Annotated in this window: 12 protein-coding genes; 4 read left to right on the top strand and 8 right to left on the bottom strand. The window is 46.3% G+C overall.

Annotated elements, in window-relative coordinates; all coding sequences use genetic code 11:
* Positions 1-4: 4 nt before the first annotated feature.
* Positions 5-958: a type II secretion system protein GspC gene (gspC, locus tag CA267_RS08465; RefSeq protein WP_075607892.1), complete on the bottom strand. Its 954-nt coding sequence runs from the start codon at positions 956-958 to the stop codon at positions 5-7.
* Between the two features lie 123 nt (positions 959-1,081).
* Between gspC and hslR the strand changes: the two genes are divergently transcribed.
* The 3 genes from hslR (at position 1,082) to CA267_RS08450 (ending at position 4,294) form a co-directional block, all read left to right on the top strand.
* Complete coding sequence (gene hslR / locus CA267_RS08460; protein WP_075607893.1) at positions 1,082-1,486, top strand: ribosome-associated heat shock protein Hsp15; 405 nt, start codon at positions 1,082-1,084, stop codon at positions 1,484-1,486.
* Between the two features lie 24 nt (positions 1,487-1,510).
* Positions 1,511-2,410 carry an Hsp33 family molecular chaperone HslO gene (hslO, locus tag CA267_RS08455; RefSeq protein ID WP_075607894.1) on the top strand — a complete coding sequence of 300 codons (900 nt, stop codon included), beginning with the start codon at positions 1,511-1,513 and terminating at the stop codon, positions 2,408-2,410.
* A 321-nt stretch (positions 2,411-2,731) separates the two neighbouring features.
* The gene (locus tag CA267_RS08450) at positions 2,732-4,294 is read left to right on the top strand and encodes a phosphoenolpyruvate carboxykinase (RefSeq protein WP_075607895.1); all 1,563 of its coding nucleotides are present in this window, start codon (positions 2,732-2,734) and stop codon (positions 4,292-4,294) included.
* Positions 4,295-4,454: 160 nt separating this feature from the next.
* Here CA267_RS08450 and CA267_RS08445 read toward each other — a convergent pair whose 3' ends face one another.
* The 3 genes from CA267_RS08445 to CA267_RS08435 form a co-directional block, all read right to left on the bottom strand.
* On the bottom strand, positions 4,455-5,948 hold the full coding sequence (locus CA267_RS08445) for a serine hydrolase domain-containing protein (protein ID WP_075607896.1): 1,494 nt from the start codon (positions 5,946-5,948) through the stop codon (positions 4,455-4,457).
* Between the two features lie 70 nt (positions 5,949-6,018).
* Complete coding sequence (locus CA267_RS08440; protein WP_075607897.1) at positions 6,019-6,396, bottom strand: VOC family protein; 378 nt, start codon at positions 6,394-6,396, stop codon at positions 6,019-6,021.
* Between the two features lie 29 nt (positions 6,397-6,425).
* On the bottom strand, positions 6,426-6,887 hold the full coding sequence (locus tag CA267_RS08435) for a GNAT family N-acetyltransferase (RefSeq protein ID WP_075607898.1): 462 nt from the start codon (positions 6,885-6,887) through the stop codon (positions 6,426-6,428).
* Between the two features lie 305 nt (positions 6,888-7,192).
* Here CA267_RS08435 and CA267_RS08430 point away from each other — a divergent pair, with 305 nt between their 5' ends.
* Complete coding sequence (locus CA267_RS08430; RefSeq protein WP_075607899.1) at positions 7,193-8,389, top strand: MFS transporter; 1,197 nt, start codon at positions 7,193-7,195, stop codon at positions 8,387-8,389.
* Here CA267_RS08430 and envZ read toward each other — a convergent pair.
* The 4 genes from envZ to CA267_RS08410 all read right to left on the bottom strand — a co-directional run bounded on the left by envZ (position 8,365) and on the right by CA267_RS08410 (position 12,919).
* A complete protein-coding gene (envZ, locus tag CA267_RS08425) occupies positions 8,365-9,705 on the bottom strand; it encodes a two-component system sensor histidine kinase EnvZ (protein WP_075607900.1) in 1,341 nt (446 codons plus the stop codon). The genes CA267_RS08430 and envZ overlap by 25 nt on opposite strands.
* 15 nt (positions 9,706-9,720) lie before the next feature.
* Positions 9,721-10,443 carry an osmolarity response regulator transcription factor OmpR gene (ompR, locus tag CA267_RS08420; RefSeq protein ID WP_075607901.1) on the bottom strand — a complete coding sequence of 241 codons (723 nt, stop codon included), beginning with the start codon at positions 10,441-10,443 and terminating at the stop codon, positions 9,721-9,723.
* Positions 10,444-10,552: 109 nt separating this feature from the next.
* Positions 10,553-11,803, bottom strand: coding sequence for a sodium:proton antiporter NhaD (gene nhaD, locus CA267_RS08415; protein ID WP_075607902.1), 1,251 nt, complete (start codon positions 11,801-11,803; stop codon positions 10,553-10,555).
* A gap of 213 nt (positions 11,804-12,016) precedes the next feature.
* Positions 12,017-12,919, bottom strand: a complete 903-nt coding sequence (locus CA267_RS08410; protein ID WP_075607903.1) for a phosphoribulokinase — start codon at positions 12,917-12,919, stop codon at positions 12,017-12,019.
* Positions 12,920-13,078 lie beyond the last annotated feature (159 nt).

The following is a 13,078-nucleotide window of genomic DNA, read 5'->3' as shown; positions in this document are numbered from 1 at the left end:
ATATTTACTCTGCTTCGGGCTCTGGCATGTCCAGATAAACGGTGATGTACTCACCATCCCGTGTCATGGTCAGTTCAATGGTCTGGGCGTTGCGCAATTCATTCATTGCTTCCATTGACTGTTGCGTATCGGTCAAATCCATTCCGTTAATTTGAACAACCACATCTCCGGCTTTCAAGCCTGCGGATTCAAAAAGCACCGGGTTTTTTCCCGGTTTTACCTGATATCCCACAAGCTGACCGTTCTCAGTTTTTGGTGAAATAGAAATATAATCAGTAAAACTCGCAGGTTGCTCACGTAGCGTATTGGTAACCTCTGCAGCTTCGCTCTCCAGCCGGCGCGTAGAACCAGCCGCTGGCACAGCACGTGTGGGTAAGGGGTTACTTGAGTTGGGGGTTGGCGAAAAACCACTACTGCGGCGTCTGTTTGCTTCCTCGAAATCAATACCGTCGAGCATTAGAGTTTCGTGACGTACACCATTTTTAATAATGACCCGATCCTGCAATACTTGATTAAGCGTGGCATTGGTGCCTTCAATTTTTTCGCCTAATCCATACACAGCCTGCGACCCTTTATTTTCTATAATAGCCGCGGCTTCATCAATCTCCGAACTGGCGACGACACCGGTAAGGGTAAGATTCAGTTTAGTTTGTGGCGCATCGGTAACTGGCGTGGTCTCTTCAGCCGGAGCTGTTTTGTCGACACTGCCGAACAGGTTTAGTTGTTGTAATTGGCGAAGGTTGACCCCATTTCGGTCTGATAACGCGGCGGTTTGTTTTTGAGTAGGCAGTGCGGGTGTCGCAGTGATTTCTGGTTCGGGTATAATTCGCCACACCAGTTTTGCGGCAAAAGCGATAAGGTATAGACACAACAGTACGACAACCAATAAATGCAGCTGTTTCTGATACTGGTTAAAGAACTGAACCAGTGACTGGGAATTAAATTTATCGAATGTCATGCTGTCAACGATGGTACTGCTTTTATTAGTAAAAATTAGGTTAACCGCGCGTTAGCCGACCCATGATAGCCTAGTCAAGGTAGGGGTCACAACAGTAAAACTTAAGAGTGACAAAAATATTACATGAGCAATCATAATCCCCCCAATGCGCCTGCAAGCGTCAGGCTGGATAAATGGCTCTGGGCAGCTCGTCTGTTCAAGACAAGAGCGCTTGCTAGAGACATGGTGCAGGCCGGAAAAGTTCATTATAACGGTCAACGATCTAAACCCGGCAAAACGGTAGAAATTGGCGCTATGGTGAAAGTACCTGCAGGCTGGGATGTGAAAGAGCTCAAAATTCTGGGCATCAGTGATAAGCGGCTAAGCGCGCCGCAAGCGCAGGCCTTATATGAAGAAACCGTCGAAAGTGAAGCGAAGCGTGAGGAAAATCAGATCGCCCGGAAAATGGATTCGTTTCACAGTCCTAAACCCGATCATAAGCCTGACAAAAAGCAGCGCCGGCAAATTATTAAATTTAAACACCAGTAGGTGTTAAAACAGGATACCTTTACTATGAGTGATTTCGATCAACTACAGCGATACTTATTTAATCAGGCGAATGTGCGCGGCGAACTGGTCAGGCTGAATGAAAGCCTGCATCAGATTGTGCACAACTATGAATATCCGGTCCAGGTGCAACGTCTGCTCAGTGAAATGGCGGCCGCAACGTGTTTATTAACCGCAATCCTGAAATTTAAAGGCGAAATTGGTTTACAAATTCAAAGCGAAGGCCCCATTCGCTATGCGGTCATTAACGCCACTGATGATTACACTTTACGCGGTGTTGCGCGCTGGGATGAAGAGCTGAGCTCGCTCCCTGAACAGTTTGAAGATCTGGTGCATAAGGCGGTGTTGGTAATTACAATTACTCCGGAAGAGGGCGAGCGTTATCAAGGAATCGTAGCACTGGATAAACCCACACTGGCAGAATGTATAGAAGGTTATTTTGAGCAGTCAGAGCAACTTACCACGAAGGTGTTGTTAATGACTGATCTGAGTCAGCCCGAGCAAACCAAGGCAGCGGGAATGCTGTTACAGGTTATGCCAACGCAAGCGTCGGCCACCAATGTTCAGCAAGATACCGGTTTTGACCACCTCAGCACGCTGACAGATACGCTTTCCGAAGACGAAATGTTTTCACTTCCCGTTCAGGACATTTTGTATCGGCTTTATCATCAGGAAGAAGTTGAGGTTTATCCTCCACATGCGGTGAAGTTTGCCTGCACCTGTTCCCGCGAACGTAGTGGCGAAGCACTAAGAAACATTGATAAATCTGAGCTGCAGCAAATAATAGCCGAGGAAGGCGCAGTTAAAATGAATTGTCAGTATTGTCATACGGAATACCGTTTCGACAGTATAGATGTTGAAGCTATTCATGCAGGGCATTTTGGCGAGACACCTTCAGATCAATAAGCGTAGCCGCAAAAAATATCGCAAAGCTAAAAAAGCTGTAACTTTTGTTACGGCTTTTTTGTAGGTGGTTATGAAATATTTCAAATAGCATTACTTAACCCAATATCGCTGTTTTACCTGCTTGCATCAGTATACTTATCCTTTCTCCAACTAAAAATCCGCTATCTTGTTCCAACTTCGATCTTTAAACTCTGTAACTCCTATCACATTGTCGTTGTAGATTAATCAGTTTTTGTTGCTGTGTGTCGTAATCTATATACAATCCATTGGTGGATAAATTTTGTAAGTTAATGTGAAAGTTTATTATAAGGGTTTCAGAACATGGCAGTGGCTGCAGCTATTACTCCTCAGTTAACATCTTCGGCGTTGACTGACTTAACAATCGTAGAACTAATCGAAATAGCCATTCAACGTGGTGAAGGCGTGTTGTCTGCGAATGGTGCGTTGGTGGTAGAAACTGGCGCGAGAACAGGACGCTCACCCAATGACAGATTTATTGTTAAAGAGCCAACGACTGAGGCAGACATTGATTGGGGAAAAGTCAATAAACCGTTCGATGCGCAGAAGTTCGATGCCTTGTGGCAGCGAGTGGCGGAGTATCTAGATACGCAGGAACACTTTTTGTCGCATTTACAGGTAGGTTCTGACCCTGAATATGCATTGCCTGTCGAGGTGAGAACCCAAACGGCGTGGCAGCACATTTTTGCGCGCAACCTGTTTATTTGTCCTGAAGACTGGAATCCGAACAATGACGTGCCGTGGCAGATAATGAATGTGCCAGGTTTTCAATGTGATCCCCAGCGAGACGGCACCAATAGCGATGGTGTCGTCATTATCAATTTCGCTCAAAAAAAGGTGCTGCTGGCGGGTATGCGCTATGCCGGTGAAATGAAAAAGGCAATGTTCTCTGTACAAAACTTTCTTCTGCCAGCCAAAGATGTGTTACCTATGCACTGTTCGGCTAACGTTGGTGAAGAGGGAGATGTCACTTTATTTTTTGGCTTGTCCGGTACGGGTAAAACTACGCTGTCTGCCGATCCACAACGTTTTTTAATTGGCGATGATGAACATGGCTGGGCGAAAGGAAGCGTATTTAACATTGAAGGCGGTTGCTATGCGAAATGCATAGATTTATCGCAACATAATGAGCCGGTTATCTGGGACGCGATCCGCTTTGGGACGATTTTAGAAAATGTTGTGCTGAATGAAAAGCGTCAACCGGTGTATTCCGATACGTCGTTAACGCAAAATTCTCGCGCTGCGTATCCCTTGGAACATATTCAAAAGCGGGTGGAGAAAAACCGCGGTGGTGAGCCGCGTTCGGTGGTTTTTTTAACCTGTGATGTCAGCGGTGTCCTTCCTCCTGTATCTATACTCTGCGAACAAGCCGCTGCGTACCATTTTTTAAGTGGCTATACCGCAAAAGTGGGCTCAACTGAAATCGGCTCTACTGCAGATGTGGAATCTACCTTTTCAACCTGCTTCGGCGCGCCTTTCTTCCCGCGCCCGGCAGGTGTGTATGCAGAGCTTCTTATCAAACGAGTAAAAGCGTTTGGTGCCAAAGTATATTTAGTGAATACCGGTTGGACAGGCGGGCCCTTCGGAACCGGACGACGGTTCGATATTCCCACCACTCGTGCAGTGATTGATGCCATAGTCTCTGGAAAACTCGATAACGTTGAAACGCAGCATCTTGAGGGATTAAATCTTGATGTTCCCGTTGCCGTACCTGGAGTAAATAGCGACCTGCTGGTTCCTCGGCAAACCTGGGCCAAGCCGGAAGAATATGATAATTACGCGAAAAAGCTGGTGAAAGAGTTTCAAGTCAACTTCGCAAAATATGAAGTCGATGAGGCGATTGTAAAAGCAGGACCGGGTTACTGATTTACCCTTCCGTTCATTCTTCATCAACGAGATGGTGAACGTTGTGCCCGCTCATTGAGCGGGCTTTTTTAGCTGCGCCAACTGTGTTCTATTTAGCCCCACTACCTTCACGAAATAGCTTGTCAAAAGTTGAAAAATTCTGGCGCTGAGGGAGCACATATTAAGGCTGTGCATTAAGCATATTCAAACGCATCTGGGCGTTTTCACACCAATAACACTGTTGCTCCGGCTGTAGCGCTAACGCTTTTTCGAAGCTTTCTTTCGCTTTTGCTTTATTACCATGAATAAAATAGGCTTCGCCCAGGCTGTCCCATAGATTACCGTCGTCTTTGAAGCGCTCTACATTCAGCAATAGCAACACAATAGCTTTTTCGGAAGCCCCGTTTTGCAACAGCGCCAGACCTGCGCGGTTCAGGTAATAGCGCTTATTCAGTTCTGAACCGAATTGCTCGACTACTGCTTTTTTCAGTGCTTCTGGCGTGCCGTTGAAGTGCGCAGCCAAATGCAAAATTCTGGCGCTGACTCCGCGGGAAAAAGCAGGTGGATTAAATACGTTGTCAAACAGCATTAATTCAGCATTTACGCTAACGTCTGCTGTTTGGTCTACCATGGCATTACTGGCGTAAAGAATTACAATGTCTTCTTCAACTAACCATCGGAAATCGAAATAAAACGTGCCATTGGAACCGTTGTGGCCCACCATTTGTGTGTTAGTGGGTGAGTCAAACACCGCTAAACCGTAGGCGTAGTAGGTGTTGCTATCTTCATTTTCCTTTACATAGGGCGTGATCAGCTTTTTGGTTTGGGCTGTGGAAAGCACAGTGTGATTGCGTAATGAAGATGACCACTGAAACATATCGTTTAATGAAGAAAGCAATCCGCCGTTGCCCTTTAGTGACCACGCCACGTCACCATCCTTCTGATATTTTGAAAGCGTAGTTCCAGTGTTGAGTACCGAATAGTGATAACCGACAGCCGCAGTGTTATCTGTCCAGTCGGGCAGGAGATAACCGGTATCCTTCATGCCAGCAGGAATAAAAATATTGTCATGCATGAAGCGTTCATAGGGGAGGTTGGAAGTTAGTTCTATAATTCGAGCGAGCAAACTGTAGCCGACGTTGGAGTAGGCAAAGCCGCTTCCCGGCGTAAATTGTAACGGGGCAGCAAACACTTCTTTAAAAAAAGCATCAGTATCTGTTAGTTCAAAATCGGTTGCGCTGGTATCGCTAATTAGTCCGGAGGAATGAGTGAGTAGCTGGTGAAGTGTAATTACTTGTTTCTCTGGTGGAAGATTGTCGAAATATTTGGCTAATGTGTCATTAACGCTGAGTTTGTTTCGATCTTCCAGTAATAAGATTGCGGCGGCGGTGAACTGTTTTGTCACCGACCCGATATCGAAAAGAGTAGAGGGATTAACAGGCTCGTGGGCTTGACGGTTAGCAAGCCCGTAACCCTTTTTCAGCAGAATATTTTCGTCACTCGCGATAAGCAATGCACCGGAAAAGCCTTTGTCCACACTACGTGTGAGGTAACTATCGATACGTTCAATCGCCCATTTGTGCTGCTCTGATGTCTCTGCGGCAAAAGTAGAAAGTGAGGCAAGACAGCAGAATATAGCTATACCCCAAGAAGTGACTCTCCGGTTTTTTCTCATAATTATAATCTCAATACCTGAGGCGGACAAAAATCCCGTCTGACTTTTACTAATTATATCTCACAATTTATTAACATACTTCATTGAAGTTCAGTTCAATCCCATTCCCTAGCGGGTCACGGAAAAAGAGCTGAGTTTGTTGCAACTGCGCGATCCCTTGCTGCCTGAAGCGAATTTTCTTATCGTTAAGACGGGTCACAATTTCTTGTAATCCGGTGCATTTAAAAGCCACATGATCAATGCTGCTGCGCGGTTCGCGCATCACTTCTGTACCTTCACTTAGGTGCAGTAGAGGCAGTTTGTGAGCATATAACCAAAAGCCACGGTGACGGAATTCCGGCCTGAAACCTTCTCTCAGGCCAACAATGTCAATGTAAAAGCTGCGGGTTTGAAGCAGCGCATTCCACGGCGCCTGAATATTATAATGATCAATGGCTTCTATGCCCATAATACGTCTTATTCCAAAGTAAAGTGCTTCTAAGCTGTCTTTATCATTTCTATGTGGGGGATGCCATCTTCCAGATACACTTCTGATACCGATTGAAAGCCAAATGAGGCGTAAAAATTGATGAGGTATTCTTGCGCCGATATGCGAATAGTCAGATCTGGATAAGCCGTATAAACACGTTCTAAGGATTCGGCGACAAGCTTTCTGCCCATGCCTAATTGGCGATAGTTTTGGCGAACTAACACGCGACCCAGGGCGGGTTCTGGAAATTTTACATTCGGCGCGAGCACGCGCGCATAAGCTGCTAATAGTGGTTTGCCGTCTTCTTTCGCCCAACCCAGCAAATGTTGGGCATCTTCATCCAAACCATCAATATCTGGATAAATGCAGTTTTGCTCCACGATAAAAACATCTTGGCGAAGTTTAAACATCTCTACCAGAGCCAACTGCGAAAGCGATTCCAGTTTTCCCCACTGCCAGCTAATTTCCATTAATATTCCTATGTACGCAATATAAATTTTATCGTGTTCAGTTATTGACTCCAGACTGCCAAAGGATAAAGACAGCAGCGATGATAAGCAACCGGGAATACCATAGCGGCCGCGCTTTCACGCTGGATCATGTTGGTATATGATCACAGGTTATCGTAAAGTCAGATGCCTTAACTCGCCAGTATAATGGAATGTAGTGAAACGAGAAAATGGAACCACCGCAACCTCTGTAGCGTACCTTTCCTTCTATCGCGGCTGTTCTAGCCATTGGTATTAGTTGTCTATCCGGCCTTTCAGGAGAATCTATGAGCCGTCGTCCTATTACTGTAGTCATTTTTTCCGGCTTCTTCTTGCTCGGCATGCTGTTTCTGATGTGGGGAATTTTGTTACCTGACATTGCAGCAAATCTGCAAATGTCCAAAATGGTGAGCGGCGCTCTGTTTCTGCTGTTTTCTATGGGCATGATGATAGGCGCTATCGTCGGAGGGAAATATGTCAGCAAGTTTGATTTCCTAAGCCTTCTGGCGTTACTTATCTCAGTAAATGCCGTGCTACTGCTGATTGTTTCCGTGCTATCGCAATGGCAGTGGGTCTTGTTTGCCGTATTTACCGTCGGCGTGGTTAGCTCTTCAATAATTACTATCGGGCACACTCTCATCGCTCAGCTTTACGCTGAAAAACGTTTTGCCATGATGGGGGTCATGGATTTCATGTTTAGCCTGGGAACCTTCGCGGCTTCTTTTTACGTAACGTTTATCTACTCTTTTGAGAATAGTTGGCGTTGGCCGTTACGCGTGCTTACGGTGCTTTTGCTGGTACTGGCAGCTTACACGTTCTTAGCGGCGGCGAAAAATAAGCGGCTGGCTCCGGTAAAATCCGGTCAGCCAAAGCGGTCTCTTGCGTATGGCGGAATAATACGTCAGCCTGTTTTTCTGATGCTGGCACTAGTTAGCTTTGGTTATGGGGCGGTAGAATTCGGTAACGCTAACTGGTTTGTTAGCTACGCCCAGCAGACCATGTCTTATTCCGGTGAAGATGCCCGTAATCTTTTGGCTTTTTTCACCGCAGGGATGGTTATCAGCCGCTTGTGCTTTGCGTTTTTACTGCGTTGGTTTACCACGCACAGACTCACAGTTATTCTGGCCACTATGACCTTTTTTGGCGCACTCGCTATTAAATTAGCTGACAGCTTTTATTTTATTGGTATAGGAAATTTAATACTCGGGCTGGGGCTGGGCGGATTGTTCCCGCTCATTCTGTCTGCAGCAATGAGTATTGATGCAGACAAAGGACCCGTGCTTTCAGGTATTTCCATTATCGGTAATTCTTTGGGGGTTCAATTGGCGTCTTTTAGCACCGGCGTATGGGCAAATTTTGCTTCATTAGGAGAAGCCTTCTGGGTAATTCCCATGGCCGGAGCCTGGCTTTGGCTCACCGCCTGGTATTATAGCCGCGAGCTAAAACGCCGGCATGTCGATCATGTTGATCCTGCTGCGTTATAATGTTCGGATTTTACAGGTAGCCAGAACTCGGCAATCAGACCTTTTTGAGGATGATTACGTAAAGTAATTTCACCATCGTGTCCATCAATGATCCGTCGGGTAATGGCTAAACCCAAACCCGACCCCAGGCTTCCCCGTGCTTTATCGCCTTGAGAAAACGGCATGAAAGCAGAATCCAGTTCATTATCGGGAATACCGGGACCAAAGTCCCGCACCCGACAGTAAACGCGTTTTTGCTGCGGATCATGGAAGCTGCTGATGACAATGCGCTCACCGCCATAACGAAATGCATTTTCAATAAGGTTGTCCAGCACGCGTTTAATGGCAATTTTACGTAGCCGTAACTCCGGCAAGTCGTTCAGTTTAAGTTCGATATGATGGGACTCGTCAAAATGCCGCGCGTGGCTAAGATCAAGAATCAGCTGATTAAGGTTCGTATCCTCCCATTGCTCCGGCCGATCTTTGCGGGCGTAATCGATAAACTGATCGATAATGGCATTCATATCTTCAATGTCGATAACGATGCCATCCCGGATCCAGTCTTGCTCATCAGGTAACATTTCTGTGGCTAGCCGAATTCTTGTCAAAGGCGTGCGTAAATCGTGAGAAATACCGGCAGTCATTAAAGTACGATCATGTTCCAGCTGCTTAATTCCCTGATTCATCCGGTTAAACGCCCGCGTTACCGCTATCATTTCACTGCTGCCCTGTTCTTCCAAAGGTGGAGGAAAGCGGCCGCGACCCACTTGAAGCGCCGCTGTTTGCAGCGCTTGCAGCGGCCGGTTCAAGCGCCGCACAAACAGCCATCCGCCTGCCACACTGAGAATGCCTATAACCATCAGATAAATCGTCAACGGTGAAATATTGGCGTCGCTCCAGCCGGATAGCGGGATGGTGATCCAGGTTTCGGGAGAAGAACGCAGGTTTATCCAAACCAGGTAGGGAGCGTTGGGCACTTGTTCAGTGGGAGTGCTGACGCGAACATCGGCTTTTACTCCAATTTGTGAAGAGACCTGAGAAGACATTAAGCCGTAGTAAGTGGTCGCTCGCAAGCCCTTTTCCAGCGCCTGATCGGTAGTGAGAATTTGTACCTGAGTCTGCCGGGCATAGGCTTGGCGTTCACTTTTATCAGCGGTTAATAATCCCTGCGCCCGCAGGCTTTGTACCTGCGTGGCCAATAAGCTGTTGATTTGCTGCGATGTGGGGCGAATAAAGTAATAAGTCACCGACAAATATGAGACAACCTGATTAATCAGTAACAATAAGCCGATGAGCAACACCGTTTGCCCGAAGGCACTTTTAGGGAGTAATCGCACTGCTGCTACTCTGTATTATGCGCTCTCGCCGTCGGGAACAAAAACATAGCCTAACCCCCAGACAGTCTGAATATAACGCGGATTGGCGGGGTCTTTTTCCAGCATTCGACGCAACCGCGATACCTGAACATCAATACTACGTTCCAGCGCGCTGTAATCCCGGCCTCTTGCCAGGTTCATCAATTTGTCACGTGATAACGGTTCGCGGGGATGCGTAACCAGCGATTTTAACACCGCAAATTCGCCGCTCGTTAACATCATTGGCGTACCGCTGGCAGACATTTCTCTGGTGGCAAGGTTAAGACGATACTCGCCAAACTCAATAATCTGTTCGCCTCTGGACGGAGCTCCAGGTGCTTCGGTTGTTTTTCTGCGCAATACTGCTTTGGCTCTTGCCAGCAATTCTCTAGGGTTGAATGGCTTGGGTAAATAATCATCTGCACCCATTTCAAGCCCGATAATACGGTCTACTTCGTCTCCCTTGGCGGTAAGCATGATAATGGGTAAATCGCTGTCGGTCTGGCGCAGGCGGCGACATATGGATAAACCATCTTCGCCGGGAAGCATGAGGTCAAGTACCATCAGGTGGAAATTTTCTCGTTCAAGCAGCCTGTCCATTTGCTCTGCATTCGCCGCAGTGCGCACCTGATACCCTTGTTCAACCAGATAGCGTTCAAGCAAACTGCGCAAACGCATATCGTCGTCCACTACGAGAATTTTTGAAGTTTCCTGGCCCATTGACTTGTTCCTGTTACTTTTCTTCCACTATAACCACAACCGTTTATAGACGAAAGCGCACAATCATTGCCAATGGGTCTGGAGTGTTACAAAGTTTGTCAGCGCTTTGTTATTCCACCAAAGCCTGAGAAAGCAGAAGCACTAAGCCGTAGCCAACGCTGTAAGCCAGTAACAGTAGCAGCGAGAATTTTCCGTAGCGCGCAAAGGTTAAGCCTTTTACTTTACTCATGGCCACAATTCCAGCTGCTGATCCAATAACCAGTAGTGAGCCACCCACACCTACTGCGTAAGTTAACGCCATCCATTCTGGTGTGCTCATGTCAATATTAGCTTTTAGCAGGGCTGCAGTTAAGGGAACGTTATCAATCATGGAAGACAACACGCCCATCACATAATTTGCGCCAGTGGGCGGAAGTAACGTATATACGTGTAGCAGCGCGCCAAGGGCGTGAATATGTTCCAGCATACCCACAAGCAGTAATACGCCGAGGAAAAACAGCAGTGTGTCAAACTCGATCAGGCGGATGTAATCAAGAATAGGGTCATTATCAGATTCTTTATCGCCCATAAATGTAGCTACCAAAAACATCACTGACATTCCCGTTAAAAAGCTGAGCATGGGAGGAATGCCATACTGCACGTTGCCCACAAGGGTGAGCACAATGGTAGAAAGGAAGATGCCAGCAATGACATAGTCAACAGTGCGCATTTTACGCTTTGTGCGCTTTATTTTAACGGTACCTTTCAAGCCGTAACTGAGCATACAGGCCAGTAACAGTACCGCCGCAAGAGCAGGCAGCAGTAGCATCAATAATTGTGTGATGGTGACTTTACCCTGCATGAATATCATTAGCGTAGTCACGTCACCGGTTATCAGAGACACGCCACCGGAATTCACCGCAAACACCACTAACACCGCAAATCGTAGGGTTTGATTAAACGGTAATCCCAGCGAAAGCACTAACGCTATAGATACCAGGGTAGCGGTAATGTTATCTGCCAGGGAAGAAAAGCAAAAACTAAAGAGAGCAGTAAAAAATAGCAGCTTTTTCAGGCTGATCTGTGCGGGCATAATCAGATTAAGAAGGTTCTCGATCATGCCTTTACGGTTTAGATAGGCTACAAATGTCATTGCTGCAACAAGAAATAACCACAGAGTAGAAATTTCTGTAATGTTGTGCAGCAGACTGTCATTAACTTCGACTAAACCAGGACCTTTATCGGCGTTAATGAAAAGTATAATCCAAGCCAGAGTGCCAAGGAAAAGGGTGGTTTTTGCTTTGTTAACATGCAGTGCTTCTTCAAATATCACACCTGCAAGTGCCAATATCGCTATACCAATCAGCAGAAGATCGAGCATTGTAGTAACCGTAGGTTTTTGAGGGCAGTATTTTACGCTTTCTTTCCTCATCAAGGAAACGGTAATACGCCGTATCTCCCAGGTTTTCGGATATAATAGCTGCGTGTGAAATTCATGAAAAAGCGATGGAAACAGCGCGTGAATCAAAAGACCTTAAGTTGTAACAACTGTCACGCTACCGTTACTTGTTTATGCAGTAAAAACAGAGACAGACTAATCCTCCGATACCCAATCCATTTGTTGACCTGCTCGACGTTTTTTATCTAGCAATTCTTCTATCAGCGGCGTTAGGATCAACTCCATCGCCAGGCCCATTTTCCCTCCCGGCACCACTAGTGTATTAATGCGCGACATGAATGCACCATCAATCATTTGAAGCAAGTAAGGAAAATTAACCGTTTTCATCTCACGGCGAAATCTCACCACCACAAAACTTTCATCCTGAGAGGGAATTTCCCTGGCGCTAAATGGATTGGATGTATCCACTGTAGGAACTCGTTGAAAATTTACGTGGGTGCGGGAAAATTGTGGGGTAATGTAATGGAAATAGTCATCTAAACCACGCACAATGCTGCTCATTACCGCTTCACGTGAGTGGCCACGATCTGTGGTATCGCGTACTATTTTCTGGATCCACTCCAGATTAACAATGGGCACCATGCCTACCAGAAGATCAACATGACGCGCCACATCGTTTTCTTCTGTTTTCACGCCGCCGTGTAAGCCTTCATAAAACAATAAATCGGTGCTTGGCGGTAAATCCTGCCACGGCGTAAAAGTGCCCGGCATTTGGTTGAAAGGAACGGCATCATCAAACGTATGTAAATATTGGCGAAATTGACCTTGCCCAGACAGGCCGTAATCTTTGAATAGGCTTTCCAGCAAATCAAAATCGTTAGCCTTAGGACCAAAATAGCTAATGTGTCTTCCCTGTTCCTGCGCTTTACGGATCTCAACTTCCATTTCAGGACGGGTAAAGCGATGAAAGCTATCGCCTCCCACTACAGCCGCATTAATACTTAAATTGCGGAATATATGTCTTATCGCATTCGTCGTTGTTGTCGTACCAGCGCCCGAGGAACCGGTGATAGCAATTATTGGATGTTTTACAGACATGAAGTTTCTTTCGCTAAAAACCGGACTCTAGTTATAAGCTGCCCAGGTTGAATAATCAAGAGTACTGATAATAGCAAAAATGAGTATAAGATCGCTTGTAACTCTTCACATTTTGCTGCGAAGTGGCGATAAATGCATATTGAACCTCACACTATTGAA

Source organism: Alteromonas pelagimontana (assembly GCF_002499975.2).
GTDB lineage: Bacteria > Pseudomonadota > Gammaproteobacteria > Enterobacterales > Alteromonadaceae > Alteromonas > Alteromonas pelagimontana.
This window is presented reverse-complemented; position numbering and strand designations above follow the sequence as displayed.

Bases quoted from the DNA above. Each gene is read 5' to 3' on its own strand.
- gspC (WP_075607892.1), bottom strand. From the start codon at position 958: ATGACATTCGATAAATTTAATTCCCAGTCACTGGTTCAGTTCTTTAAC.
- hslR (WP_075607893.1), top strand. From the start codon at position 1,082: ATGAGCAATCATAATCCCCCCAATGCGCCTGCAAGCGTCAGGCTGGAT.
- hslO (WP_075607894.1), top strand. From the start codon at position 1,511: ATGAGTGATTTCGATCAACTACAGCGATACTTATTTAATCAGGCGAAT.
- CA267_RS08450 (WP_075607895.1), top strand. From the start codon at position 2,732: ATGGCAGTGGCTGCAGCTATTACTCCTCAGTTAACATCTTCGGCGTTG.
- CA267_RS08445 (WP_075607896.1), bottom strand. From the start codon at position 5,948: ATGAGAAAAAACCGGAGAGTCACTTCTTGGGGTATAGCTATATTCTGC.
- CA267_RS08440 (WP_075607897.1), bottom strand. From the start codon at position 6,396: ATGGGCATAGAAGCCATTGATCATTATAATATTCAGGCGCCGTGGAAT.
- CA267_RS08435 (WP_075607898.1), bottom strand. From the start codon at position 6,887: ATGGAAATTAGCTGGCAGTGGGGAAAACTGGAATCGCTTTCGCAGTTG.
- CA267_RS08430 (WP_075607899.1), top strand. From the start codon at position 7,193: ATGAGCCGTCGTCCTATTACTGTAGTCATTTTTTCCGGCTTCTTCTTG.
- ompR (WP_075607901.1), bottom strand. From the start codon at position 10,443: ATGGGCCAGGAAACTTCAAAAATTCTCGTAGTGGACGACGATATGCGT.
- nhaD (WP_075607902.1), bottom strand. From the start codon at position 11,803: ATGCTCGATCTTCTGCTGATTGGTATAGCGATATTGGCACTTGCAGGT.
- CA267_RS08410 (WP_075607903.1), bottom strand. From the start codon at position 12,919: ATGTCTGTAAAACATCCAATAATTGCTATCACCGGTTCCTCGGGCGCT.